This window comes from Variovorax sp. GW458-11-26-14-LB1, from assembly GCF_059423965.1.
Map to the genome: position 1 here is coordinate 1 of NZ_JBWKYW010000054.1, position 23,556 is coordinate 23,556.

Here is a 23,556-nt window from a genome sequence, read left to right on the forward strand (position 1 = left end):
GGATGGGGCGTTTTCGAGGGGTGCCGGCGAGTTTCGGGCGGCGAGCCTCTTGCATCAATGACCGCAAATAAGGATAATCGTTGCATTGAATGCAACACTCGGAGACGACCGCCATGGACGACAAGCTCGACACCCGCCGGGTGCGCTACTTCATGCAGGTGCTCGACAGCGGCTCGGTGCGCGGCGCGGCCGACGTGCTCGACATGGACCCGTCGGCCGTGAGCCGCGCCATCGGCATCCTGGAGACCGAGTGCGGCCTGCCGCTGCTGGAGCGCCACGGACGCGGCGTGGTGCCCACCGACGCGGGCCAGCTGCTGGCCGGCTACGTACGCAGGCAGCAGGGGCAGAAGCAGCACCTGCTGGCGCAGATGGACAGCATCCGCAAGATCGAGAGCGGCCACATCGACATCGTGGCCGGCGAAGGCTATGTCGACTGGCTGATGCGGCACAGCCTGCGCATCTTCATGGCCAGCCACCCGAAGATCACGGTGAACCTCGACGTCGCCAGCACCGACGAGATCGTGCGCCGCGTGATCGAGGAACGTGCCCACATCGGCATGCTGTTCCAGCCGCCGAAGGACGAGCGGCTCACCTCGCACCAGTCGCACGCGCAGCCGATCCAGGCCATGGTGCTGGGCTCGCACCCGCTCGCGCAACTCGATCGCCCGCTGAAGCTGGCCGACCTGCTGCCCTACCCCGGCGCCACGCTGCACCGCAACTTCGGCGTGCGCCAGCACATCGAGGCGGCCGAGATCAGCGAGGGCGTGCGGCTGCCCGCGCTGCTGACCACCACCTCGTTCAGCGCGCTGGGCCACTTCGTGTCGGCGGGCCTGGGCTACACGCTGGGCACGCGCATCTCGCTCACGCCCAACGCCGACCACCCGTCGCTGGTCGAGCTGCCGATGAAGAACCCGCTGCTGTCGCAGGGGCGCTCGCACATCGTGTCGCGCCACGGCCGCCTGCTGCCGCCAGCCGCGGCGGCGCTGCTGCGCCAGGTGGTGGCGGACATGAAGCGCTATGCCGATTCGATCGCGGGCACGGGCATCGGCAAGCCCCGTGCGAGCACGCGCGGGCGCGGCGCGACGGGTTGAAGGGCATGGGGGCTTGCGTTGCGTGCGCGCACGGTTCGGTGTTCTGATCGGACCCCATGTCCTACCTCGCTCCCCTCTTCATTCACCTGCTGTGCGCCGCCTTCTGGGTCGGCGGCATGGCCGTCATGCACTTCGCCGTGCGCCCCGCCGCTGTCGCCACGCTGGAGCCGCCGCTGCGCCTGCGCATGATGGCCGCGACGCTGCGGCGTTTCTTCATCGGGGTGGACGCGTCGGTCACGCTGCTGTTCGCGAGCGGCTTCGCGATGATCCTCGCGACCGGCGGCTTTCGCGCCGTGCACTGGCGCGTCGAGGCCATGATGGGCATCGCGCTCGTGATGGCGGCGGTCTACGTCTACATCCGTGCCTCGGTGTTCCGCGCCCTGCGCCGCGCGGTGGACGACAGCGCCTGGCCCGTGGCGGCGGCGCGGCTCAACACCGTGCGCCAGCTGGTGACGCTGAACCTCGCGCTGGGCGTGGTGGTGTTCGCGGTGGCGGTGATCGGGCGCGGCGCTTAGGCCGCGGGGCCCTTCAGCTCGACGCCGTTGCCATCGGGATCTTCGATGTAGATCGAAGGACCACTGCCTTCGGCCCCAAAGTTGTTCTGCACCTCGCCCTGCACCGGCACGCCGTGCCGCGCCATGCGCGCGCGGATCGCAGCCTCGTCGAAGGGCTCGATGCGCAGGCAGAGGTGATCGACGTTGCGCCCCTCGCGCCCGGCCAGCGCGCCGCCCTGGCGGCCCAGCTTGCCGTCGTGCGTGACGAGGTCGATGAGGCTGCTGCCGGCGCGCAGGTGCACAAGGCCGAGGTCGTCGCGGCGCTTCTCGAGCGTGCAGCCGAGCACGTCGCAGTAGAAGGCCATGGACCGCGCGGCGTCGCGCACGCGCAGCACGACGTGGTCGATGCGCAGCACCGCGAACGGGGCTGCGTCGGTGGCAGTGTCAGGAGACGACGGATCAGGCGGGCGCGTCATGCCCGCCAGTGTGTCAGACCACCCCGGCGGCGCGCAATGCCTCGAAGCGCGTGGCGTCGACGCCCATCTCGGCCAGCACCTCCTGCGTGTGCTGTCCGAGCGCGGGCGGTGCGCGGCGCAGCACCGGCGGCGTGGCCGTGAGGCGCAGCGGGCTGGCCACGCCGGTGATGCTGGCAATGCCGTCGCCCGCATCGCGCGGCAGCGTGACGGCCAGGCCGCGCGACTTGACCTGCGCGTCGTCGAAGGCCTGCGCGATGTCGTTGATGGGGCCGCAGGGCACGGCCTTGTCTTCGAGCAGCGCGACCCAGTCGGCGGTGGTGCGGGTGCGCGTGAGCTCTTCCATCATCGGGATCAGCACGCCGCGGTGTTTCACGCGCAGCGTGTTGGTCGCAAAGCGTTCGTCGGCGGCCCACCCGGCGTGGCCGGCAGCTTCGCAGAAGCGCGCGAACTGGCCGTTGTTGCCGATGGCCAGCAGCATCGCGCCGTCCTGCGTCGGAAAGTCCTGGTAAGGCGCGAGGCTCGGGTGCGTGTTGCCCTGGCGGCCCGGCGCCTTGCCGGTGTTGAGAAAAGCACTCGCCTGGTTGGCGAGGATGGCCATGCCCACGTCGAGCAGCGCCATGTCGATGTGCTGGCCTTCGCCGGTGCGGTCGCGCACCTGCAGCGCCGCGAGGATGGCGGTGCTGGCGTACACGCCGGTGAAGAGATCGGTGAGCGCCACGCCCACGCGCAGCGGGCCGCCGCCGGGTTCGCCGTCGGGGCGGCCGGTGATGCTCATCATGCCGGTCATGGCCTGGATCATCAGGTCGTAGCCGGCGCGCTCGGCGTAGGGGCCGTCGTGGCCGAAGCCGGTCACGCTGCAATAGATGAGGCGCGGGTTGGCCGCGCGCAGGCTTTCCTGGTCGAGGCCGTACTGCTTCAGGCCGCCGGTCTTGAAGTTCTCGACCACGATGTCGGCCTGCGCCGCCATCTGCTGCAGCAGCGCCTGCCCTTCGGGCGTGGCCATGTCGATGGTGACCGAGCGCTTGTTGCGGTTGCAGGACGTGAAGTAGCTGGCCTGGTCGGTGTCGTGGCCGTTCGCGTCCTTCACGAACGGTGGGCCCCAGGTGCGCGTGTCGTCGCCGACGCCGGGGCGTTCGATCTTGACGACGTCGGCGCCCAGGTCCGCGAGGATCTGCGTGCACCACGGGCCCGCGAGCACGCGGGACAGATCGAGGACCTTGATGCCGTCGAGTGCTGCGGGCTTGGTGCTCATGCGTTCGTTCAGTTCGCGAAAGCGGCGATGCCGGTGATGGCGCGGCCGAGGATGAGCGCGTGGATGTCGTGCGTGCCTTCGTAGGTGTTGACCACTTCCAGGTTCACCAGGTGGCGGGCCACGCCGAACTCGTCGCTGATGCCGTTGCCGCCCATCATGTCGCGCGCCATGCGGGCGATGTCCAGCGACTTGCCGCAGTTGTTGCGCTTCATGATCGAGGTGATCTCGACCGCGGCAATGCCTTCGTCCTTCATGCGGCCCAGGCGCAGGCTGCCTTGCAGGCCCAGCGTGATCTCGGTCTGCATGTCGGCCAGCTTCTTTTGAATGAGTTGGTTGGCGGCGAGCGGGCGGCCGAACTGCTTGCGGTCCAGCGTGTACTGGCGGGCGCGGTGCCAGCAGTCTTCGGCGGCACCGATGGCGCCCCACGAGATGCCGTAGCGGGCGCTGTTCAGGCAGGTGAACGGGCCCTTGAGGCCTTGCACTTCGGGGAACGCGTTCTCTTCAGGGCAGAACACGCCGTCCATCACGATTTCGCCGGTGATGCTGGCGCGCAGGCCGACCTTGCCGTGGATGGCGGGGGCGGTCAGGCCCTTCATGCCCTTTTCGAGCACGAAGCCGCGGATCGGGCCGACCGTGCCGCTTTCGCTGACTTCCTTGGCCCACACGACGAACACGTCGGCGATGGGCGAGTTGCTGATCCACATCTTCGAGCCGCTGAGCGAGTAGCCGCCCGGCACCTTCTTGGCGCGCGTGGCCATGCTGCCGGGGTCGGAGCCGTGGTCGGGTTCGGTCAGGCCGAAGCAGCCGATCCATTCGCCGGTGGCGAGCTTGGGCAGGAACTTCTGCTTTTGCGCTTCGGTGCCGAATTCGAAGATCGGCACCATCACCAGCGAGCTTTGCACGCTGGCCATCGAGCGGTAGCCCGAATCGACGCGCTCGACTTCGCGGGCGATCAGGCCGTAGGCCACGTAGTTCAGGCCGGGGCCGCCGTACTGCTCGGGGATCGTCGGGCCGAGCAGGCCGAGCGCGCCCATTTCGCGAAAGATGGCCGGGTCGGTTTCGCCGGTGCGGAAGCCTTCGATGACGCGGGGCGCCAGGCGCTCCTGGCAGTAGGCGTTGGCCGCGTCGCGGATCATGCGTTCTTCGTCGGTCAGTTGCTGGTCGAGAAGAAGGGGGTCGTCCCAGTGGAATTGCGCTTTGGCGGCCATGTGGATGTCTCCGGAAAAGGAAGAAGAAACAAAAGAAGGGGGAATGCGGTCGATCGTAGCCACGCAGGAGGCCCGGTGCAAACGATGAATCCTCACCCAGATATGCGTCTGACGCACATCTTGAGAGATACATCTTGTTGATTTACTGGTGAAACCAATCCGCCAGTCATACACTTCCGGCATACATGCGCCGCAAGATCCCGCCCCTGCAGACCCTCGTGTGCTTCGACGCCGCCGCGCGCCACGAGAGCTACACGCGCGCCGCGCAGGAACTGGCGCTCACGCAGAGCGCGGTGTCGCGCCAGGTCGGGGCGCTCGAGGCCTTCCTGGGCGTGGCGCTGTTCCGCCGCACGCGGCATGGCGTGGCGCTCACGGCCAGCGGCGCCGCCTACGCGCGCCAGATCGCCCGCCGCCTGGAGGCCATGGAGCGCGACACGCTCGACGCCATGGCGCACCAGGGCGAAGGCGGGTCGCTGTCGCTGGCGGCGGTGCCCACCTTCGCCACGCGCTGGCTGGTGCCGCGCCTGCGCGGCTTTGCGGCGCTGCAGCCCGACGTGGTGGTGCACATCGAGACGCGCACCCGCCCCTTTCTGTTCGCCGACGCGGAGTTCGACGCCGCGCTGTACGCCGGCACGCCCGCGCAGGTCGAGAACTGGGCCGGCACGCGCGCGCTGCTGCTCATGCATGAAGACGTGGTGCCCGTGTGCAGCCCTTCGCTGCTGCCCCACGGCAAGGCCGTATCGCCCGAAGCCATCGCACAGATGCCGCTGCTGCAGCAGAGCACCCGCCCCGACGGCTGGCGCCAGTGGTTCGACGCGCAGCAGGTCGACGCGCCCACCGCCCGCGGCGGCCCGCGCTACGAGCTGTTCTCGATCCTCGCCGCGGCGGCCTCACACGGCCTGGGCGTGGCGCTGATGCCGACCATGCTGGTGGCCGACGAACTGGCGCGCGGCGAGCTGGTGGTGGCCTGCCCGCGGCCCTTGTCGGGCGAGCGCAATTACTACCTGGTGACGCCGGAGCGGGCGGACCAGCGGCCGTTGCTGAAGTTGTTCAGTGATTGGCTGTTGGGGCAGGCGCGCGAAGGTTGAAGCAGCCAAAGATGTATCTCGTACTAGACATTTCATTAGTTTTGCCTAATATGAGATACACATATGCCATCCGCCGCCCCGCCGACCTTGGACAGAGCCAACCGACGCCTTGAAGCGTTCGGCCGGCATATCCATGCCCGTCGGAAGTCGCTCAGGATCAGCGCCACCACGGCCGCCGAGGCGGCGGGCATGTCGCGCATGACGCTGCATCGCATCGAACGCGGCGAGCCCTCCGTCACGATGGGGGCCTACATGAACGCCCTGGCGGCATTGGGTCTGGATGTCGAAGTGACGGCGCCGATCGCAGGTACCGCCAAGGAGATGGCGACGCCGGCGTCTTCACACACGCCGACGAAGACCGTCCGGGTGGGCGACTTCGCGCAGTTGCGCCGCCTCGCATGGCAATTGCCGGCGGATGCAGAGCTCACCCCCGAAGAGGCCTGGGGCACCTACGAGCGCAACTGGCGTCACGCCGATCCGTCCGCGCTCGAGGCCAACGAACGCCAGCTGCTGGCCGAGCTGGCCCGCCTGCTGGGCCGAAAGCCACTCGATGTTTGAGCGCGCACACCATCGCCAGGTGGCCGAGGTGCTCGCGGCGCTGAATGCGCCCCTGCTGGCGGACAACCATTGCCTGTTCGGCGGCGGCACCGCCATCGCGCTGCGCCATGGCGAATACCGCGAGTCGGTGGACATCGACTTCCTCGTGTCCGATGTGGCGGGCTACCGTTGCCTGCGCCAGCTCGCCACCAGCAGCGAGGGGCTGCGCGCACTGGCCCGGGAAGGCGCGACCTTGCAGCAGGTCCGCGAGGTGCGCGCCGATCAATACGGCATCCGAAGCGCCGTTCGCGTGAGCGAGACGGACATCAAGTTCGAGATCGTGCTTGAGGCACGCATTGCACTCGAAGCCCCCGGTGCTGCAGACCGCATCGACGGCATCGCCACCCTCACGCCGCTGGACATGGCGGCGAGCAAGCTGCTCGCCAACTCCGACCGCTGGGCCGACGACAGCGTGTTCAGCCGCGACCTGATCGACCTGGCGATGATGCAGCCCGGCAAGCCCTTGCTGCAGCGCGCGGCAAGCAAGGCGCGGCTCGCCTACGGGGACAGCATCGATGCCGATCTTGCGAAGGCGGCCGATGCGCTGCTGGAGCGGCCCGGACGCATGGAGCGGTGCATGCACATGCTGCAGATGACCGCGATTGCGCCGGCCTTGCTGCGAAAGCACATCAAGGCCCTGCTGCCGCGAACGCCGCGCGCGAAGCGCAGCCCCGGCACTTGAGAGACACCCGCTGCGATGTACGACCAGCGGCCGCTGCTGAAGTTGTTCAGTGATTGGTTGCTCGCGCAAGCCCGCCAAGGTTGAGAATGCGCGCCATGCCGCGCGACAGCCGCTCCGAGTACGAATGGCGCATGCACAAGGTGCTGACGCACATCGACGACCACCTGGACGAGGCACTCGATCTCGCGGCGCTGGCCGACGTGGCGCATTTCTCGGCGTACCACTTCCATCGCCTCTTCGCAGCCTGGGCCGGCGAGACGCTGGGCGACTACATCCGGCGCCGCCGCGTGGAGGTGGCCGCGCTGCGGCTCGCGACACAGCCGCGCCTGTCGGTGCTCGAGGCGGCGGTGTCGGTGGGCTTCGGTTCGGGTGAGGCGTTCACCCGCGCGTTCCGCGCGCATTTCGGCAGCGCGCCCAGCGCGTGGCGTGCATCGCACGACTGGTCCTTGCCCTGCGACGACCCCTCACGCAATAGCAATCCTGATCAGATCGCCCTGCACGGCTTCACGAAGAATGGATCTCCATCGCGCAACGCCGCGCATCATCAGGAGCCACCCGTGAATGTCCAACTGATCACCCGCTCTCCCGTCACCATCGCCTACCTGCGCTACACCGGCCCGTTCGGCGCGCCGGTGGGCGCGTTCTGGGCCGAGAAGGCCGCGCCCTGGATCGGCGCGCACAAGCTGTGGTCGCATGCGCGCTACGGCATCAGCCACGACGACCCGAGCATCACCGCACCCGAGCACTCGCGCTACGACGCCTGCGTGGAAGTGCCCGACGATTTCGTGCCCGATGGCGGCTTCCAGAAGACGGTGCTGCCGGGCGGACGCTATGCCGCGCTGCGGTTCCAGGGCCTGCCCGAAGAGATCAACGACGCATGGACGCGCCTCATGCGCGACTGGCTGCCCGCGAGCGGCTTCCAGTTCGACAGCCGGCCCGCGTTCGAGTACTACGCGCCCGACATGGCCTTCGACGAGAAGACGAGCGCGTTCGAATGCGACATCTGCATTCCGATCGCGCCGCTCTGAAAGGCGCGGGACGGCAACTGGTCAGCGCGGCGCGATCAGCCCTTCGCGGGCCGGGCGCCTTCCCGCGCATAAGCTTCGATCATCGCCGGAAAGGCCTCCATCGCAGGCAAGGTGCCGAAGCTGTGCTTCGCAGGCGTCGTGGCCCACGGCAACTTCTCGTCGGTCCAGGTTTCCGCAAAGGGCGCGACCCATTCGTGCCGGTCGAGCATGGTGGCGCGCAGGTTGACGAAATAGTCCATGCCCTCGGTGCGCGTGAACATCCAGCTCTTGCAATGCGGGCAGAAGAAGTGGTGCGACTCCTCGCCGTGCAGCCCGCCGATGACGGGTTCGCCCGACACCACTTCGAAGCCCGGCGTGGGGATGGCCAACGACAGCGAGAACGCACTGGCGCTCATGCGCTGGCAGCCGGTGCAGTGGCAGGCCATGGCCAGCAGCGGCGGCGCGGTGATCCGCAGGCGCACCTGGCCGCAGCGGCAGCCGCCGGTCCAGGGGAGTTGCCAGTCGTTGGCGGTGTCTTGGGGGGTGTGGTTCTGGGTGCTCATTGAATGTGAATGCTTTCAGGCTGGGTCTCCGGGATGATCGCTCAAGCCGGACACTGCCCCACCGAAACCCGCGTCCGAAAACGGCGAGCCCGCACCCGGCGGCCGCGCGACACTGCCCGCATGAGTTCTTCCGTCGCCGCCCGCATCCACGCCCTCGACTGGCCCCGCATCGATGCCGACCTCGCCGCGCGCGGCTGTGCCGTCACCGGGGCGTTGTTCACGCCCGCGGAATGCGCCGCGCTCACGACCATGTACGACGAAGGCGCGCGCTTTCGCAGCCGCGTGGTCATGCAGCGCCACGGCTTCGGCCAGGGCGAGTACCAGTACTTCGCGAACCCGCTACCGTCCAAACTCGTGGCGTTTCGCAGCGCGCTGTACGAGCGCCTCGCGCCGCTGGCCAATGCCTGGGCCACTGCGATGGGCCAGCCGGCCGACTACCCGCCGGACCACGCGGCCTACCTCGCGCGCTGCCACGCAGCGGGACAGCTGCGCCCCACCCCGCTGCTGCTGCGCTACGGCGAGGGCGACTACAACTGCCTGCACCAGGACCTGTACGGCGACCTGCAATTTCCACTGCAGCTCACGGTGCTGTTGAGTCGGCCCGGCGAAGACTTCACGGGCGGCGAGTTCGTGTTGACCGAGCAGCGCCCGCGCATGCAGTCGCGCGCAGAGGTGGTGTCGCTCGCGCAGGGTGAGGCCGTGATCTTCGCGGTGAACCAGCGGCCCGTGGCGGGCACGCGCGGCAGCTACCGCGTGACGATGCGCCACGGCGTGAGCCGCGTGCGCAGCGGGCAACGCCACACGCTGGGCCTGATCTTTCACGACGCGCGCTGAATAGAACGAACGTCCGTTCGCAATCAAGCCCTCGGGCGCAGCAACATCGCACCAAGCGTGCAAAGTTGCACACATGTACCAAATACAGGCGAAAATCCCGCGCGCATCCGGGGGATTGCCAGGATGGCCGGCGCACACGATCGGCCCCGCAACCCCCTCCGGACGCCGGACCACGACCTCGTGAGGAGGAGCCGGGGTCCGTTCCGAGTTGTCGTCAGGGAGCTGTATGTACAAGGAATCGTCCGGGCCTCCGGATGCGGCGGGTCGCCCGTCTTTCGCGCACGTCACCACGCCGTTGCCACCGTCTCCGTCACCCTCTTCCGCTGAAATCCCACCGCCCCGACGCCCGCGTCGCTTCCGGGTCGATGTCGGCTCCATCGTCAGTGCCGTGGCGCTCGCGCAGTCGCTGCTGCTGGTCACGCTGGGCTACTGGGGCTCGCAGCGGCTGGTGACGACGATCGGCACCTCCGCGCACAAGTCGAACCACGACCGCACTGAAGACAAGGTGCTGGCCTTCCTGGCCAAGGCCGAGTCGGCGGTCGGCGCGATCGGCAGCTCGCCCAGCCTCACGCCCGCGGGCGAGAACGTGGACCGCACGGCCGAGCTCCTGTGGACGCTGCTGCAGCAATCGCCCGAACTCGACAGCGTCTACGTGGCGAACGTCGAGGGCAAGATGCTGATGGCGCTGCGCTACCCGGTGCCGGCGATCCGGCACATCGCGCGCGGCGACGGCTTCACCACCGAGACCTGGCAGTACAAGCTGCCGCTGGGCTCCGAGGCCGACGTGCAGCAGCGCTTTGCCACACAGCGCGTGGAGGCTTACCGCAGCAACTACAACCCGACGCAGCGCAGCTGGTTCGTGCAGGCGCGCAAGACGCAGGGTCCGGTCTGGACCGTCCCCTATGTATTCGCCGCCGCGCAGGAACTGGGCGTGACCTACGCGCTGCCCAGCCAGCGCCGCCAGGCCGAGGGCAGCCCACAGGCGATGGTGGTGGCGGGCGACGTGTCGCTGGGCCGGCTGTCGGAGTTCGTGCGCCTGTTCAGCCGCAACGGCAACGGCAACAGCGCGCTGCTGAGCGCCGACCACAAGGTGCTCGCGCGCAGCGACATGCCGGGCGTGCTGCACACGCTGGAAGCGCCCACGGGCGCGCTCGGCGCATTGAACGCACAGATGGTGACCGACGGCATCGCCGGCAGCGGCAGCGACAAGGCCTTCGCCTTCAGCCACGAGGGGCGGCGCTACCTGGTGCAGGCCTCGCGCATTCCCGCCACCGGCTGGCAGCTGGTCAGCTGGGTGCCCGAAGACGTGCTGCTGGGTGGCCTGCGCCGCGCGGTGGCGTGGTCGCTGCTGCTGGCGCTGGTGTTCCTGGGACTGGCGCTGTACATGTCGCTGAAGCTCTCGAAGCTGGTGACGGCGCCGGTCGAGAACCTCTCACGCATCGCGCACCGCATCGGCCGCCTCGAGCTCGACGACCTGCCGCGCGAGCCCAGCCGCGTGCTCGAAATCCAGCACCTGGACCAGGCGCTCGACGACTCGGCGCGCAGCCTCAAGGCCTTCAGCAAGTTCGTGCCGGTGGACGTGATCAACCAGCTGGTGGCGCAGGGCCACGCGCTCGCGCCCAACGGCTCGCCGCGCCAGGTGACGGTGATGTTCACCGATGTGGAAGGCTTCACGTCGATCTCCGAATCGATCGCGGCCGATGTGCTGGTGCGCCAGCTGACCGAGTACTTCAACCTCGCGGCCGCGGTGTTCGCGCGCCACGGCGGCGTGATCGACAAGTTCATCGGCGACGGCATCATGGTGCTGTGGGGCGCGCCGGCCGACCTGGAAGACGCCGAGTACAAGGCCTGCTGCGCCGCACTCGAGCTGCACGCCGAGATGCATCAGCTCAACCGGCAGTGGGCCGAACAGGGCCTGCCCGAGTTCCGCACGCACATCGGCATTCACACGGGCGTGGTGGTGGCGGGGGTGCTGGGCTCGAACGACCGGCTGTCGTACACGGCGTTCGGCGACGTGGTGAATGTGGCCAGCCGCATCGAAGGCGCGAACCGCCAGCTGGGCACGCGCATGCTGATCTCGGAAGTCACCTACGCGGCCCTGAATGGCCGGCTGGCCACGCGGCGCATCGAAGAGTTGGTGGAGCTGCGCGGCCGACAGACGCGCATGGTGCTCCACGAACTGCTGACCTGATCCGCGCGAGCCTGTCGCGCGGGTCGGTCGATCAGCGCGAGGGGCGCGGCGGCGGCGGTGGCGTGGCCACGCGCACCAACATCAGGTTGGCGCTGGTGCCGTTGCCCTGCGTGAGCACCGAATACTGCGTGTCGTTGATGAACAGCAGCTGCTCGCCGCGCGTGATGCGCGCCGCCACGGCGTAGCGCATGCGCGGGTCGATGCGCGCGGCATCGACGCTGAGCTCGAAGGCGAAGGGCGGCTGCTTGCCGTTGGCGGGAATGCGCTGCTCGGCGAGCACGACCGAGGGCGCATCCATGCGCGACACGTCGAGCAGTTGCACGCGCACTTCGGCCGCGGGGTCGAGCGCGATGCGCTCGCGGTAGGCCACGGTGCCCGTCACGCGCAGCGGTGCGGCGGCGGGTTGGGCCGGCGTGCCCGGCGAGCCGCCCGCGCAAGCGCTCAGGACGGAGGCGCCGGCAACGGCGGAGAGCATGAGGAGGCTGGTGCGTCTTTTCATCGCCCCATTATGCGGAGGCCCGCTGTGCGGCGAAAGCCACATACCAATCCAGGCTGCCGGGGTTTGCCATCGCCTCGCGGTTCACGACCTTCTCGATGGGCTGGCCCAGCAGCAGCTTCTTGATCGGCAGCTCCTGCTTCTTGCCCGACAGCGTGCGCGGAATCTCGGCCACCTGGAAGATGTCGTTGGGCACGAAGCGCGGCGACAGCGAGGTCTTGATCGCGTTGTTGATGCGCGCGCGCATGGCCTCGTCGAGCGCCACGCCGGGGCGCAGCACCACGAACAGCGGCATGTAGCTGTCGCGGCCCAGGTATTCGAGGTCGACCACCATCGAGTCGAGCACCTCGGGCAGGCCTTCGACCGCGCTGTAGATCTCGCTGGTGCCCATGCGCAGGCCCTGGCGGTTGATGGTGGCGTCGCTGCGGCCGTAGATGATGCAGCCGCCGTCGCTGCCGACCTTGATCCAGTCGCCGTGGCGCCACACGCCCGGGTAGGTGTCGAAGTAGCTCGACACGTAGCGCGCGTTGCCCTCGTCGCCCCAGAAGTACAGCGGCATCGACGGAATGGGCTGCGTGCACACCAGCTCGCCGACCTCGCCGACGACCGGTTGACCCTGCTCGTTCCAGGCCTCGACCGCATGGCCGAGTTCGCGGCACTGCATCTGGCCCGGCACTTCGGGCAGCTCGCGGTTGCCGCCGACGAAGGCACCGCAGAAGTCGGTGCCGCCGGAGATGTTGCACCACCACACCGCCGTCGAGCCCGCGTCGAGGATCTGCTGCGAGCCCCAGCGCTGCACCTCGTCGGGCAGCGGCGAGCCGGTGCTGCCGAGCGCGCGCACGCGCGACAGGTCGCCGCAGTCTTTCGCGACGAGGCCGGCCTTCATGCAGTTGGTGAAGTAGGCCGCGCCCGCGCCGAAGAAGGTGACGCGGTGCTTCGCCACGAAGCGCCACAGCACGCCCCAGTCGGGCTTGTCCTTGCTGCCGGCCGGGTTGCCGTCGTAGATGCAGATGGTGGCGCCGAAGGCCAGGCCCGAGAGCTGCGAGTTCCACATCACCCAGCCCGTGGAGCTGTACCAGTGGTAGCGCTCGCCGAAGTTGTTGGCGCCGTAGCTCGCGCCCACGTCGTTGTGCAGGCCGCAGGCGTGCATGGTCAGCAGGATGCCGCCCTGCCCGTGCACGATGGGCTTGGGCAGGCCGGTGGTGCCGCTCGAATAGACGATCCAGATCGGGTGGTCGAAGGGCAGCCACTCGGGCTCGAAGGCTGCGACTTCGGCGTCGTCGCGCGCAATGGCCTGCTGCCATTCGACGTCGTGCGCCACCGCGTTCGCAGCAAAGGGCGACTGCACGAGCAGCAGCTTCTGCACGCTCGGCAGCTGGCCGCGCAGCTCCTGCAGCACGGTGCTGCGATCGAGCGGCTTGCCGCCGTAGTGCACGCCGTCGACTGCGATCAGCAGCGTGGGTTCGATCTGGCGGAAGCGGTCGGCCACGGCGGCCGTGCCCATGTCGGGCGCGCACACGCTCCACACCGCGCCGATGCTGGAGCACGCGAGAAACGCCACCATGGTCTCGGGCACGTTCGGCATGTAGGCGGCCACGCGGTCGCCGCGGCGCACGCCGAGCGACTTCAGCGTGAGCGCCACCGAGGCCACCTGCCGGCGCAGTTCGGGCCACGACAGCTCGCGCACCTCGCCGCGTTCGTTGTCGCTCACGATCGCGGGCAGGCCGGCCGCATGGGCCGCGTCGGCGTGGCGCAGCACCTCGCGCGTGTAGTTGACCTGCGCACCGGGAAACCAGCGCGCGCCGGGCATGCGGCGTTCGGCGAGCACCGCGGTGTGCGGCGTGGGCGAGTGCAGGCCGGCGTAGTCCCAGATGCTCTGCCAGAAGGCATCGAGGTCGGTGACGGACCAGCGCCACAGCGCGTCGTAGCTGTCGAAGGCCAGGCCGCGCGTGTCGCGCAGCCAGTTCTGATAAAGGCGGATCTGGGGGATGTTGGGAGCGGGCATGCCACGAGCGTAGCGCCGCGAACGGCCGTGCTCAATGAGGGTTGACCTCAGGGTTTGTACGTGTGTTCAACATTTTTGTACAGCCGTTCAATACGCCCCCATGAACGCTCGCACACCGCCGGCCCGAAAACGCAGCGCCTCGCCTGCAACACGCGCCCCGACCGTCGCGCCCGAGCCCGCGCGGCCCGACCGCCGCCAGGCCATCCTGCTGGCGGCCGAAAAGCTCTTTGCGCAGCACGGCTACCACGCGGTGACGATCCGCCAGATCGCCGAAGAAGCGGGCGTTCCGCTCGCGCTGGTGGGCTACTACTTCGGCCCGAAGCACGAGCTGTTCCACGCGATCTTCGAACACTGGAGCCACACCATCGACGAGCGGCTGGCGCGCCTGGCGGCCGTGACCATCGACCCCGACGACGCGCGCACGCTGACGCGCATCATCGAGGCCTTCACCGCGCCCGTGCTGGCGCTGCGCGCGAGCACCGAGGGCGAGTACTACGCGCTGCTGGTGGCGCGCGAGCTGTACCACGCGACTGAAGAAGCCGACCGCGTGCTGCGCGGCTACTTCGACCCGCTGGCCGAGGCCTACATCGACGCACTGCACGTGGCACTCCCGCACGCCACGCGCAGCCAGGTCGCATGGGGCTACCAGTTCGCGCTGGGCGCGCTGCTGCACCACCTGACCGACAGCCGCATCGAACGACTCTCGCGCGGCGAGAACACACGCGCCGACCCGGCCGTGGCGCCGATGCTCGTGAACTTCATCGCCGGCGGCCTGCGCGCCGCGCTGCCGAAGCCGAAGGCGGCGTCAAAGACCGTCGTCGCCAAGTCCTCACGCACGAAAAAGACCATCCCCAGGAGACCCCAGCCATGATGAAAAGACGCACCCTGCTGTCGGCGCTCGCGGCCGTATCGGCCACCGCCTCGTTGCCTTCGCGCGCACAGCAGGCCCACCCGAAGATCGTGTTCGGCTACACGGCGGTGACCGACTTCGCCTCGGTCTTCGTGGCGGCCGAAGAGGGCTACTTCAAGAAGCGCAACCTCGACGTGGAGCTGAAGTTCATTCCGCTGAACTCCACCATCCCGGCCGCGCTGCAGTCCGACTCGCTGCAGATCGGCGGGCCCACGCCCTCGGTGTTCCTGCAGGCGGTGGACGGCGGGCTCGACCTGGTGCTGGTGGCCGGCGGCGGCCTCACCTCGAAGACGATCACGGGCTTCGGCCTCGTGGCGCGCGCGGGCTCGGGCATCAAGAGCGCGCAGGACTGCGTGGGCAAGAAGATCGGCGTGCCGGGGCTCGGTGCCTTCCTGCACGTGACCTTCCGCGCGTGGCTGAAGGACAGCGGCGTCGACTACCGCAAGGTCAACTTCATCGAGGCCGCGTTCCCGCAGCATGCCGACCTGCTGCGCGGCGGCTCGGTCGATGCGGTGGTGTCGGCCGACCCGTTCATGAGCCGCATCACCGAGAGCGGCGCGGGCTACGTGGCTTCGTACTACTCGACCTTCCTGCCCGAGAACAACCAGACCATCGTGCACGCGGCCAAGCGCGAGTGGGTGGCGAAGAACCCCGCCACCGCGCGCGCCTTCCGCGAGGCGCTGGTCGAGGCCGGCGCCTTCATCCAGCAGCCGAAGAACGACGCCAAGGTGCGCACGGCCATCGGCAAGTACATCAAGCTGCCGCCCGAGGTGCTGGCCAAGGTGCAGGTCTCGCCGCCCGGCCCGGTCGTCACCGACAAGCAGCTGGGCTACTGGACCGGGCTCATGAAGGAGCAGGACATGCTCAAGACGAACATCGACGTTGCGAAGCTGATCGCCAAGTGAGCGCGGCCGCCGATTCCTTCCTGCGCTTCGACGGCGTCACCATCCGCCTCGGCGGGCGCGAGATCCTGTCGCCCACCTCGTTCGACGTGGCGCGTGGCGAGTTCGTCTGCATCGTCGGCCCGAGCGGCTGCGGCAAGACCACGCTGCTGCGCGCGGCCAGCGGCCTCGTCACCGCCAGTGCCGGCGAGGTGCGGCGCAAGGGCGTGCCGATGACGGCGCCCTCGCGCGAAGTGGCCTTCGTGTTCCAGGACTACGGCCGCGCGCTGCTGCCGTGGCGCACGGTCGAAGGCAACGTGAGCCTCGCGCTCGAAGCCGCGGGCGTGCCCGCGGCCGAGCGCGCGCCGCGCATTGCCGACGTGCTCGGCAAGGTCGGGCTCGCCAAGCACGCGCACAAGTTTCCGGTGCAGCTGTCGGGCGGCATGCAGCAGCGCGCGCAGATTGCGCGCTGCCTCGCGCAGAAGCCCGAGCTGATGATGATGGACGAGCCTTTCGGCGCACTCGACGCACTCACGCGCCAGAGCCTGCAGGACGAGCTCGCGCGGCTGGTGCGCGACGACGGGCTCACGGTGCTGTTCGTCACGCACGACCTGGAAGAGGCCATCTACCTCGGCGACCGCGTGATCGCGCTGCAGGCCAACCCCGGGCCGGGGCGGCCGAGCCTGGCGCGGATGATCGACGTGAAGATCCCGCGCCCGCGCGACCAGCTGACGACCAAGGAGCATCCGGAGTACCTGCAGTTGCGGCGTGAACTGTTCGCCTTCATCGAGCAGGGCCATGACTGAAGGCCGCCTCTTGCGCTGGTTGCGGCCGTGGGTGTTTCCCGCGCTGCTGGTCGGTGCCTTCGAGTGGTACGCGCGGCGCGCGGCGGCGTTGGGCAGCGATGCGCTGGCGCCGCCGAGCGCAGCAGCCAAGGCCTTCGTCGGCGCGGCCATGGACGGCTCGCTCTGGCAGGCCACGGGCTTCACGCTGGGCACGGCGGCGCTGGGCCTGCTGCTGGGTGCGGTGCTCGGCATTGCACTCGGGCTGGTGCTCGGGCTCTCGCGCCGTGCGGCGCAGCTGGGCGCCGTGTCCATCGAGGTGCTGCGCCCTGTGCCGTCGGTCGCGCTGATCCCGCTCGCGATGCTGGGCTTCGGTTTCGGCGTGCGCATGGAAGTGGCCATCGTCGCCTTCGCCACCTTCTGGCCGCTGCTGGTGCTGGTGCAGTCGGCGGTGCAGCAGATCGAGCCCCGGCTGCTCGAGGTGAGCCGCGTGCTCGGGCTGTCGGCGCGCGAACGTGCCCTCAAGATCGTGCTGCCGGCCATCGTGCCTCGCCTGTTCGTCGCGCTGCGCCTCGGTGTGGCCGTGGCACTGGTGGTGGCGGTGACGGTCGAGATCGCCGCCAATCCGCACGGCATGGGCTACGCGATGATGATCGCGCAGCAGAGCTTCGACCCCGCGCTGATGCTCGCGTGGCTCGGCTGGATCGGCGTGGTGGGCTTCGCAGTCAACGCGGGCATGGTGCGCTTGCAGGCCTGGGTCGCACGCCGCATGGGGGTGCAGCCATGAACAACCACCGCAACGGCCGACTGGGTCTGGGATGGCTGGGCTCCGTGGCCGTGCTGCTCGCGCTGATCGCGCTGTGGTGGGTGGCGAGCAACGCGGGCTGGGTCAGCCGCGTGTTTTTGCCGACGCCGCAGGCCACCTTCGCGAGCCTGCTCGAAGGGCTCAATCTCTCTTCCGGCAATTCAGGCAACGGCGAGCTGCTCGCCTTCACGCAGGCCACGGTCGGTCGCATGGTCGAAGGCTGGCTGCTGGCGTCGCTGTTCGGCGTGCTGCTGGGCGCGGCCATCGGCGTGTCGCCCGCCGTGCGCGCCTGGGTGCAGCCGACGCTGGAGTTCATCCGTCCGCTGCCTGCTTCGGCGCTGCTGCCGCTGGCCATTTCGATCTTCGGGCTGAACCCCGGCATGGTGCTGTTCGTGGTCGCCTTCGGCGCGATGTGGCCGGTGTTGCTGGCCACGGTGCACGGCTTCGCGGCCGTGGAACCGCGCCTGTCGGAAGTGGCGCGCTGCCTGCAGATGTCGCGCGCCGCGTACATCTGGAAGATGGGCCTGCCCAATGCCATGCCCGACATCCTGGCCGGCATGCGGCTGGCGCTGACCATCGCGCTCATCGTCGCGGTGGTGGGCGAAATGATCGCCTCGCAAAGCGGCCTGGGCCAGGCCATCTTGCTGGCGGCGCGCGCCTTCCGTGCCAGCGATCTGTTCGCCGGCATCGTGCTGCTCGGGCTCATCGGCTTCGTGAGCAACGCGCTGCTGGCCTTTGCCGAAAAGCGCCTGCTGCGTTGGCAGCAGCCCTGACCAATGCCCTCCAATCCAACACCCCACAAGGAGCCTCGCCATGCCACGCAAGTTCGTCGACCTGTCGATCTTTCTCGAAAACGACGTGCTGTCCGATCCGCCGGCCTTCGCGCCGAAGATCCAGTACTTCACGCACGAGCACACCTTCGAGCAGATCGAGCCCTTCTTTCCCGGCCTGAAGAAAGAAGACCTGCCCGACGGCGAAGGCTGGGCCGTGGAGTTGGTGCAGCTGTCCACGCACAACGGCACGCACCTCGATGCGCCGTATCACTTCCACTCGACGATGGACAAGGCGCTGGGTGAGAAGAAGCCCGCCATCGCCATCCACGACGTGCCGCTCGAGTGGTGCTTCCAGCCCGGCGTGAAGCTCGACTTTCGCCACTTCGCCGACGGCTACGTGGTCACGGCTGCCGACGTCGAAGCAGAACTGAAGCGCATCAACCACACGCTGAGCCCGCTGGAGATCGTGGTGGTCAACACGCGCGCCGGCTCGCGCTACGGCAACCCCGACTACGTGTCGGCCGGCGCAGGCATGGGCTACGAAGCGACGATGTATCTGCTGGAGCGCGGCGTGCGCCTCACGGGCACCGACGCCTGGAGTTGGGACGCGCCCTTCGTGCACACCGCCAAGAAGTACGGCGAGACGCACGACGCCTCGCTCATCTGGGAAGGCCACAAGGCCGGGCGCGACATCGGCTACTGCCACATCGAGAAGCTGCACAACCTCGAGGTGCTGCCGCCCACGGGCTTTTTCATCAGCTGCTTCCCGCACAAGATCCGCGGCGCCTCGGCGGGCTGGACGCGCGCGGTGGCGATCTTCGATGACGCGCTGATGGCGTCGGTGTGAACATGATCGAACTCAACCACACGCACGACGCCGGCGCCCGCAGCTGGGTCGCCTCGGCCAACGTCGCGGGCAGCGACTTTCCGATCCAGAACCTGCCGTATGCGATGTTCCGCCGCACCGGCCGCCCCGAGCCGTTTCGCGGCGGCGTGGCCATCGGCGACCAGGTGCTCGACCTCGCGGCGCTGGCCGCGGGCTCGCACGTCGACGGCCTGGCGCTCGATGCAGCACGCGCCGCCGCCCTGCCCGCGCTGAACGATTTCTTCGCGCTCGGCCCGCCCGCCTGGCAGGCGCTGCGCCATGCGGTCTTCGCGCTGCTGCACAGCGACGCGCCGGCCGCGACCGCGGACGACCTGCGCGGCTGCCTCGTGCCGCAGGCCGAGGTCGAATACACCGTGCCCGCGCGCATCGGCGACTACACCGACTTCTACACCTCGATCGACCACGCGCTGAACATCAGCCGCCTGATGAACCCCGACGGCGACGTCACGCCCAACTTCCGTTGGGTGCCGACCGCGTACCACGGGCGCGTGTCGACCATCGGCGTGAGCGGCCAGCGCTTTCACCGGCCGATGGGCCAGACCATGGCACCCGGTGCGAAGGCGCCGACCTACCAGGCCTGCGCGCGGCTCGACTACGAACTGGAGCTGGGCGTGTGGATCGGCCAGGGCAATGCGCAAGGCGAGGCGATTCCGCTCGCGCGCGCGGAAGAGCACATCTTCGGCCTCTGCCTGCTCAACGACTGGTCGGCGCGCGACATCCAGTTCTGGGAAATGGCGCCGCTCGGGCCCTTCCTGGCGAAAAACTTCGCGACCACGATCTCGCCGTGGATCGTGACGATGGAAGCGCTGGCGCCCTACCGCCAGGCGTGGACGCGGCCCGCGAACGAGCCGCAACCGCTGCCGTATCTGGAAAGCAGCGCGAACCGCGAAGGCGGCGCGCTCGACATACGCCTGGAGGTCTGGCTCGAAAGCGAAAAGGCGCGCGCGCAGAAGACCGGGCCGTCGCGCCTGTCGGGCACGAGCTTCCGGCACCAGTACTGGAGCATTGCGCAGATGGTGGCGCACCACACGGTGGGCGGCTGCAGCCTGAACCCGGGCGACCTGTTCGGCAGCGGCACCATCTCGGGCCCCGGCGAGGGCGAGGCCGGCGCGATCATCGAGCTGACCCGCGCGGCCCAAACCCCGGTGACGCTGGCCAACGGCGAGACGCGCGGTTTCCTGGAAGACGGGGATGCGGTGCTGCTGCGCGGCTGGTGCGAGAAGCCCGGCCATGCGCGCATCGGTTTCGGCGAGAGCCGGGGGACCGTGCTGCCGGCGCGAGGTTGAAAGCGGCGCGCCAATGAAAAAGGCCACCTGGTGAGGTGGCCTTTTCATGCGATTTGGAGCGGGAAAAGAGTCTCGAACTCTCGACCTCAACCTTGGCAAGGTTGCGCTCTACCAACTGAGCTATTCCCGCGTGAGCCTCAGATTATAGGGTGGTTTGAGGCTGTTTGCCATCTTCCCCCGAAAAAATTTGAAATCAGGCGCCGAACACCAGCGCGCGGTGCATCGACACCCCGGCGAACAGCCCGTCGGCCGAGGCCAGCGTGGCGTTGGAAAAAGCCATCGCCACGTCGCCCGCCGCGTACACGCCGGGCACCGTGGTCGTCTTCATCGCATCGACGCGCAGCACCCGGCCGGTCGGGCCGTCGTCGAACGCGCAGCCCAGCTGCTCGGCCAGCGGACTGGTCGGCCGCGTGTGCGGCGCCACGAACAACGCCTCGATCGGCACGCGCCGCCCGTCGTCCAGGCGCACGGCCGCCAGGTCCGTCCCCTGCCCTTCGACGCCGGCGATGCGTCCGGGCTCGAGAGTCACGCCGCGTGATTGCAGCCGGGCGCGCGCCTCGGTGTCCGGCCCTGCGTCGCCATTCAGGAAGAGCGTGGTCGGGCCCCACTCGGCGATCAGCAGCGCGTGGTCCGGCGGGTGCGCGCTGTGAAAGAGCACGCCCAGCGGACGGTCGCCGAACTCGTAGCCATGGCAGTAAGGACAGTGCAGCACGCTCTTCCCCCAGCGTTCGCCGAGGCCCGCGATGTCCGGCAGGCCGTCCTGCACGCCGAAGGCCAGCAGCAGCTTGCGCGTCGACAGCTGTTCCCCGCCGTTCAATGAAACCGTGAAGCCCTCCGCGCCATCGGCCGTCGCCGCAGTCACCGTGCCTTCGACGAAGGTGACCGACGGATAGGCGAGCAGCTTGTCGCGCGCGTCGGCAATCATCTGCAGCGGCGGCATGCCGTCCTGCCCGAAGAAGCCGTGCGAGGCCGCGGCGAAGCGGTTGCGCGACGCGCCCGCATCGACCACGCAGACCTTCCTGCGTGCGCGCGCCAGTTGCATGGCGGCGGAGAGGCCGGCAAAGCTGCCGCCCACGATGAGTGCGTCATGACGCATGTGCGATGTCCTTCGCTGTGAAGCCGCCGCTCGTCATGCGGCGATGAAAGTCCTTGGAGAGATCGGCCAGCGTGATGCCGTTGAGCCGCCGCAGCAGCAGCGCCTCGGCCTCCTGGCAGGCGCCGTCGAGCGCCGCGTTCACCGCCTGCTCGACGATGCAGCCCGGGCTCTCGGTGCGGTTTCCCATGGCCAGCAGCGCGGGCGCGCCGACGGCGTTGTGGATGTCGCCCAGCGTCACCGAGCCCAGCGAACACGACAGCACCCACCCGCCGCCATGCCCCTTCGCCGAGCTGACGAAGCCGGCCTGCCGCAAGCCCGCCATGAGCCGGCGCACGACCACGGGGTTGGTCTGCATCGCCGCGGCGAGCGCCTCGGAGGTGATGGGGGCGTTCAACTCGGCCATGTGCAGCAGCACGTGGAGCACGCCGGAAAGCTTGCTGTCTCGTTTCATGCAACATTATGAGTTGCATGTTTTCCGGAAATAGGCCTTGCCCTCGCTAGCCCCTGAAATGGACATGGACTTTGTGCGCGCGGAAGCTGGATTGAAGCACTCGGCTTTTTCTTGTTTTCAACTTCGAGCGCGTGTAGATTTGCGCCCACTTGGGCTAAAGGGTGCAACGGCAAAAGTGGAGTCTCGGAAAAGAGACTCGTGGAAATCGAGAGATTTCTGGCACCTTCCGGGCGCGTAGTTCTTGTACAGCCGCCATCCTCGACAAAGACGGCCTTCGCAAGCGCAATGCGTCTGGACGGCATTGGCTTCAGACGAGCCTGAAGCCAACACTGACGGCCCAGAGGTAGAACTGCTGGTGCACACCCACTTTCTCAGTGCCAACGAGAGGTCCCGCATGTCGCGGGGCCCAACCTGAGAAAGGAGCCATGACATGGCAAGGAAGAAGCGCAGGCGCCCAAGTCGCCGGCAGGCATCGCCGAAGCGTATGAGCATCCGGATTGTCCGGTGCGTCATTTGGGTCATCCGGCTCATTTGCACGCTTCTTGAAGTCTGGAGCTTGCCGAGGATGACCTCTGGGCCCCTTACTCGACGCATGCGAGCGCCAACAGTTTCAGCTGCATGCGGCACGCCTTCGTGAGTTCGTTCTGTCTTTGCATGCGTTTCACATGCTCTGTGCAAAAAGCTACCCGTTGGACCAGAGTCCGCTCTACAAGTTGAAGAGCAAACGGAAGCTGGCGAGACTTCTCTCTGCCAGTCGATCGAGCCTGCAGACATTGGTGGATCGAGGCAACAACTACCGATCCCATGACACTGTTCATGCAGAGAAGAAGCGCTTCGTGGAAGCGCCGAAGCCCGCGCTAGAGCGGATTCAACGAAAGCTATTTCAGCTGCTGAATCGCATCGAGAAACCAGACTATCTTCATTCGGGACAAAAACGGCGCTCCTACATAACAAACGCACGCATGCACGTTGGGGCGGTCCGCCTCATCAAGCTCGATATCAAGAAGTTCTTTGCCTCGGTTTCTGTCGCACGCGTCTACAGATTCTTTTGCGATGCATTGAAATGCAGCCCCGATGTGGCCAGCCTCCTGGCCAAGCTCTGCACAGTTGACGGTCATCTTCCCATCGGCTGTCGTACCAGTGAACTGCTGGCGTTCCTTTCGGCAAAGCCAATGTTCGATGAACTCCACAGGCATGCACTCCAGCATGGCGTCAGGGACAGCTACTACGTCGACGATCTGACATGGTCAGGCATGGGCGCGACACCTCGGTTTCTGTGGACTGCGAAGCAGATCATTCATCGGCATGGTTTCAAGTACCACGGGGACCGCGTCTATGCACCAGATCAACCCAAGGTCGTGACAGGTGTGCAGATCGTCGCCGATCAAATCAAGGCCAGGTCCTGCAGAGACTTGGAACTCTGGAATGCAATCAAGGCCCTGGACAAGCTTGATGCCGCGGCTGGATTGAAAGAGATCGACAGCCTGATCGGCAAGGCAGCGGCGAACGCGCAAATCGAAGAGCGCTTTCGCCGGCAGCTGCAGCAACTGCGCGCGCGCAAGATCGCGATGCTGCGCATGGCCGCGAGAACGCCGCCCTAACGCACGAGCCCCCCATTCCGCCGACGGCCGATTCCCACAGCGTCGAGCGAACGCGCCGCACATGGCGACAACCTGCCGGCCCGTCATGGTTGCCCCCGAAT

At 68.1% G+C, this 23,556-nt stretch carries 24 protein-coding genes and 1 tRNA gene; 16 read left to right on the top strand and 9 right to left on the bottom strand.

Features of this window, described 5'->3' with window-relative positions; translation table 11 throughout:
• The first annotated feature begins 113 nt into the window (after window positions 1–113).
• Together AC07YS_RS26510 and AC07YS_RS26515 are read left to right on the top strand one after the other, a co-directional pair.
• Complete coding sequence (locus AC07YS_RS26510) at window positions 114–1,091, top strand: LysR family transcriptional regulator (RefSeq protein WP_493194739.1); 978 nt, start codon at window positions 114–116, stop codon at window positions 1,089–1,091.
• Window positions 1,092–1,147: 56 nt separating this feature from the next.
• Window positions 1,148–1,606, top strand: a complete 459-nt coding sequence (locus AC07YS_RS26515) for a CopD family protein (RefSeq protein WP_495269954.1) — start codon at window positions 1,148–1,150, stop codon at window positions 1,604–1,606.
• On the opposite strand, the gene AC07YS_RS26520 is transcribed toward AC07YS_RS26515, so the two are convergent.
• From AC07YS_RS26520 to AC07YS_RS26530, 3 genes are read right to left on the bottom strand one after another with little or no spacing between them, the layout of a single operon-like run.
• Window positions 1,603–2,061: a VOC family protein gene (locus tag AC07YS_RS26520; protein ID WP_495269953.1), complete on the bottom strand. Its 459-nt coding sequence runs from the start codon at window positions 2,059–2,061 to the stop codon at window positions 1,603–1,605. The two genes, AC07YS_RS26515 and AC07YS_RS26520, sit on opposite strands and share 4 nt — an antisense overlap.
• A 13-nt stretch (window positions 2,062–2,074) precedes the next feature.
• A complete protein-coding gene (locus tag AC07YS_RS26525) occupies window positions 2,075–3,313 on the bottom strand; it encodes a CaiB/BaiF CoA transferase family protein (RefSeq protein WP_492699807.1) in 1,239 nt (412 codons plus the stop codon).
• Window positions 3,314–3,321: 8 nt separating this feature from the next.
• Window positions 3,322–4,521 carry an acyl-CoA dehydrogenase gene (locus AC07YS_RS26530; protein ID WP_062470370.1) on the bottom strand — a complete coding sequence of 400 codons (1,200 nt, stop codon included), beginning with the start codon at window positions 4,519–4,521 and terminating at the stop codon, window positions 3,322–3,324.
• A gap of 185 nt (window positions 4,522–4,706) precedes the next feature.
• Between AC07YS_RS26530 and AC07YS_RS26535 the strand changes: the two genes are divergently transcribed.
• The 4 genes from AC07YS_RS26535 (at window position 4,707) to AC07YS_RS26550 (ending at window position 7,916) form a co-directional block, all read left to right on the top strand.
• Complete coding sequence (locus AC07YS_RS26535) at window positions 4,707–5,609, top strand: LysR substrate-binding domain-containing protein (protein ID WP_095948490.1); 903 nt, start codon at window positions 4,707–4,709, stop codon at window positions 5,607–5,609.
• Between the two features lie 87 nt (window positions 5,610–5,696).
• Complete coding sequence (locus AC07YS_RS26540) at window positions 5,697–6,167, top strand: helix-turn-helix domain-containing protein (RefSeq protein ID WP_495269952.1); 471 nt, start codon at window positions 5,697–5,699, stop codon at window positions 6,165–6,167.
• Entirely contained in the window at window positions 6,160–6,888 is a 729-nt protein-coding gene (locus AC07YS_RS26545; RefSeq protein ID WP_495269951.1) for a nucleotidyl transferase AbiEii/AbiGii toxin family protein, read from the top strand. Before AC07YS_RS26540 ends, AC07YS_RS26545 begins: the two co-directional genes overlap by 8 nt.
• Window positions 6,889–6,983: 95 nt before the next feature.
• Entirely contained in the window at window positions 6,984–7,916 is a 933-nt protein-coding gene (locus AC07YS_RS26550; protein ID WP_070061451.1) for an AraC family transcriptional regulator, read from the top strand.
• A gap of 35 nt (window positions 7,917–7,951) precedes the next feature.
• Here AC07YS_RS26550 and AC07YS_RS26555 read toward each other — a convergent pair whose 3' ends face one another.
• Complete coding sequence (locus tag AC07YS_RS26555) at window positions 7,952–8,458, bottom strand: GFA family protein (protein ID WP_495269950.1); 507 nt, start codon at window positions 8,456–8,458, stop codon at window positions 7,952–7,954.
• 120 nt (window positions 8,459–8,578) lie between these two features.
• Between AC07YS_RS26555 and AC07YS_RS26560 the strand changes: the two genes are divergently transcribed.
• Entirely contained in the window at window positions 8,579–9,292 is a 714-nt protein-coding gene (locus AC07YS_RS26560; protein ID WP_495269949.1) for a 2OG-Fe(II) oxygenase, read from the top strand.
• Window positions 9,293–9,518: 226 nt separating this feature from the next.
• Window positions 9,519–11,483 (top strand): adenylate/guanylate cyclase domain-containing protein, encoded by a 1,965-nt coding sequence (locus AC07YS_RS26565; protein ID WP_495269948.1) that lies wholly within the window; start codon window positions 9,519–9,521, stop codon window positions 11,481–11,483.
• 31 nt (window positions 11,484–11,514) lie between these two features.
• Here AC07YS_RS26565 and AC07YS_RS26570 read toward each other — a convergent pair whose 3' ends face one another.
• Window positions 11,515–11,958, bottom strand: a complete 444-nt coding sequence (locus tag AC07YS_RS26570; RefSeq protein WP_095747385.1) for a YbaY family lipoprotein — start codon at window positions 11,956–11,958, stop codon at window positions 11,515–11,517.
• A gap of 31 nt (window positions 11,959–11,989) precedes the next feature.
• Window positions 11,990–13,984 (bottom strand): acetoacetate--CoA ligase, encoded by a 1,995-nt coding sequence (locus AC07YS_RS26575; RefSeq protein WP_495269947.1) that lies wholly within the window; start codon window positions 13,982–13,984, stop codon window positions 11,990–11,992.
• 100 nt (window positions 13,985–14,084) lie between these two features.
• Here AC07YS_RS26575 and AC07YS_RS26580 point away from each other — a divergent pair, with 100 nt between their 5' ends.
• From AC07YS_RS26580 to fahA, 7 genes are read left to right on the top strand one after another with little or no spacing between them, the layout of a single operon-like run.
• Window positions 14,085–14,855 carry a TetR/AcrR family transcriptional regulator gene (locus AC07YS_RS26580; RefSeq protein ID WP_495269946.1) on the top strand — a complete coding sequence of 257 codons (771 nt, stop codon included), beginning with the start codon at window positions 14,085–14,087 and terminating at the stop codon, window positions 14,853–14,855.
• Window positions 14,852–15,799 (top strand): ABC transporter substrate-binding protein, encoded by a 948-nt coding sequence (locus AC07YS_RS26585; protein WP_492738627.1) that lies wholly within the window; start codon window positions 14,852–14,854, stop codon window positions 15,797–15,799. Before AC07YS_RS26580 ends, AC07YS_RS26585 begins: the two co-directional genes overlap by 4 nt.
• Window positions 15,796–16,581, top strand: coding sequence for an ABC transporter ATP-binding protein (locus tag AC07YS_RS26590; RefSeq protein ID WP_139703481.1), 786 nt, complete (start codon window positions 15,796–15,798; stop codon window positions 16,579–16,581). The genes AC07YS_RS26585 and AC07YS_RS26590 overlap by 4 nt, the downstream gene beginning before the upstream one ends.
• Window positions 16,574–17,344: an ABC transporter permease gene (locus tag AC07YS_RS26595; RefSeq protein WP_495269945.1), complete on the top strand. Its 771-nt coding sequence runs from the start codon at window positions 16,574–16,576 to the stop codon at window positions 17,342–17,344. The genes AC07YS_RS26590 and AC07YS_RS26595 overlap by 8 nt, the downstream gene beginning before the upstream one ends.
• A complete protein-coding gene (locus AC07YS_RS26600; protein WP_495269944.1) occupies window positions 17,341–18,135 on the top strand; it encodes an ABC transporter permease in 795 nt (264 codons plus the stop codon). The genes AC07YS_RS26595 and AC07YS_RS26600 overlap by 4 nt, the downstream gene beginning before the upstream one ends.
• Window positions 18,136–18,175: 40 nt before the next feature.
• Window positions 18,176–18,982 carry a cyclase family protein gene (locus AC07YS_RS26605; RefSeq protein WP_095743084.1) on the top strand — a complete coding sequence of 269 codons (807 nt, stop codon included), beginning with the start codon at window positions 18,176–18,178 and terminating at the stop codon, window positions 18,980–18,982.
• 2 nt (window positions 18,983–18,984) lie between these two features.
• Window positions 18,985–20,307 carry a fumarylacetoacetase gene (gene fahA / locus AC07YS_RS26610; RefSeq protein WP_495269943.1) on the top strand — a complete coding sequence of 441 codons (1,323 nt, stop codon included), beginning with the start codon at window positions 18,985–18,987 and terminating at the stop codon, window positions 20,305–20,307.
• Between the two features lie 54 nt (window positions 20,308–20,361).
• On the opposite strand, the gene AC07YS_RS26615 is transcribed toward fahA, so the two are convergent.
• From AC07YS_RS26615 to AC07YS_RS26625, 3 genes are all read right to left on the bottom strand, one after another.
• Window positions 20,362–20,437 (bottom strand) — tRNA-Gly (locus AC07YS_RS26615).
• A 63-nt stretch (window positions 20,438–20,500) separates the two neighbouring features.
• Window positions 20,501–21,403, bottom strand: coding sequence for an NAD(P)/FAD-dependent oxidoreductase (locus AC07YS_RS26620; RefSeq protein WP_495269942.1), 903 nt, complete (start codon window positions 21,401–21,403; stop codon window positions 20,501–20,503).
• Complete coding sequence (locus AC07YS_RS26625; RefSeq protein WP_495269941.1) at window positions 21,393–21,854, bottom strand: Rrf2 family transcriptional regulator; 462 nt, start codon at window positions 21,852–21,854, stop codon at window positions 21,393–21,395. Before AC07YS_RS26625 ends, AC07YS_RS26620 begins: the two co-directional genes overlap by 11 nt.
• A gap of 689 nt (window positions 21,855–22,543) precedes the next feature.
• Here AC07YS_RS26625 and AC07YS_RS26630 point away from each other — a divergent pair.
• Entirely contained in the window at window positions 22,544–23,455 is a 912-nt protein-coding gene (locus AC07YS_RS26630) for a reverse transcriptase family protein (protein ID WP_495269940.1), read from the top strand.
• Window positions 23,456–23,556: the final 101 nt, after the last annotated feature.

Excerpts from the sequence above, each read along its gene's own strand:
- AC07YS_RS26570 (WP_095747385.1), bottom strand. The coding sequence starts at position 11,958 with ATGCTCTCCGCCGTTGCCGGCGCCTCCGTCCTGAGCGCTTGCGCGGGC.
- AC07YS_RS26560 (WP_495269949.1), top strand. The coding sequence starts at position 8,579 with ATGAGTTCTTCCGTCGCCGCCCGCATCCACGCCCTCGACTGGCCCCGC.
- AC07YS_RS26530 (WP_062470370.1), bottom strand. The coding sequence starts at position 4,521 with ATGGCCGCCAAAGCGCAATTCCACTGGGACGACCCCCTTCTTCTCGAC.
- AC07YS_RS26585 (WP_492738627.1), top strand. The coding sequence starts at position 14,852 with ATGATGAAAAGACGCACCCTGCTGTCGGCGCTCGCGGCCGTATCGGCC.
- AC07YS_RS26545 (WP_495269951.1), top strand. The coding sequence starts at position 6,160 with ATGTTTGAGCGCGCACACCATCGCCAGGTGGCCGAGGTGCTCGCGGCG.
- AC07YS_RS26535 (WP_095948490.1), top strand. The coding sequence starts at position 4,707 with ATGCGCCGCAAGATCCCGCCCCTGCAGACCCTCGTGTGCTTCGACGCC.
- fahA (WP_495269943.1), top strand. The coding sequence starts at position 18,985 with ATGATCGAACTCAACCACACGCACGACGCCGGCGCCCGCAGCTGGGTC.
- AC07YS_RS26595 (WP_495269945.1), top strand. The coding sequence starts at position 16,574 with ATGACTGAAGGCCGCCTCTTGCGCTGGTTGCGGCCGTGGGTGTTTCCC.
- AC07YS_RS26575 (WP_495269947.1), bottom strand. The coding sequence starts at position 13,984 with ATGCCCGCTCCCAACATCCCCCAGATCCGCCTTTATCAGAACTGGCTG.
- AC07YS_RS26565 (WP_495269948.1), top strand. The coding sequence starts at position 9,519 with ATGTACAAGGAATCGTCCGGGCCTCCGGATGCGGCGGGTCGCCCGTCT.
- AC07YS_RS26520 (WP_495269953.1), bottom strand. The coding sequence starts at position 2,061 with ATGACGCGCCCGCCTGATCCGTCGTCTCCTGACACTGCCACCGACGCA.
- AC07YS_RS26620 (WP_495269942.1), bottom strand. The coding sequence starts at position 21,403 with ATGCGTCATGACGCACTCATCGTGGGCGGCAGCTTTGCCGGCCTCTCC.
- AC07YS_RS26605 (WP_095743084.1), top strand. The coding sequence starts at position 18,176 with ATGCCACGCAAGTTCGTCGACCTGTCGATCTTTCTCGAAAACGACGTG.
- AC07YS_RS26580 (WP_495269946.1), top strand. The coding sequence starts at position 14,085 with ATGAACGCTCGCACACCGCCGGCCCGAAAACGCAGCGCCTCGCCTGCA.
- AC07YS_RS26510 (WP_493194739.1), top strand. The coding sequence starts at position 114 with ATGGACGACAAGCTCGACACCCGCCGGGTGCGCTACTTCATGCAGGTG.
- AC07YS_RS26600 (WP_495269944.1), top strand. The coding sequence starts at position 17,341 with ATGAACAACCACCGCAACGGCCGACTGGGTCTGGGATGGCTGGGCTCC.
- AC07YS_RS26515 (WP_495269954.1), top strand. The coding sequence starts at position 1,148 with ATGTCCTACCTCGCTCCCCTCTTCATTCACCTGCTGTGCGCCGCCTTC.
- AC07YS_RS26550 (WP_070061451.1), top strand. The coding sequence starts at position 6,984 with ATGCCGCGCGACAGCCGCTCCGAGTACGAATGGCGCATGCACAAGGTG.
- AC07YS_RS26525 (WP_492699807.1), bottom strand. The coding sequence starts at position 3,313 with ATGAGCACCAAGCCCGCAGCACTCGACGGCATCAAGGTCCTCGATCTG.
- AC07YS_RS26625 (WP_495269941.1), bottom strand. The coding sequence starts at position 21,854 with ATGAAACGAGACAGCAAGCTTTCCGGCGTGCTCCACGTGCTGCTGCAC.
- AC07YS_RS26555 (WP_495269950.1), bottom strand. The coding sequence starts at position 8,458 with ATGAGCACCCAGAACCACACCCCCCAAGACACCGCCAACGACTGGCAA.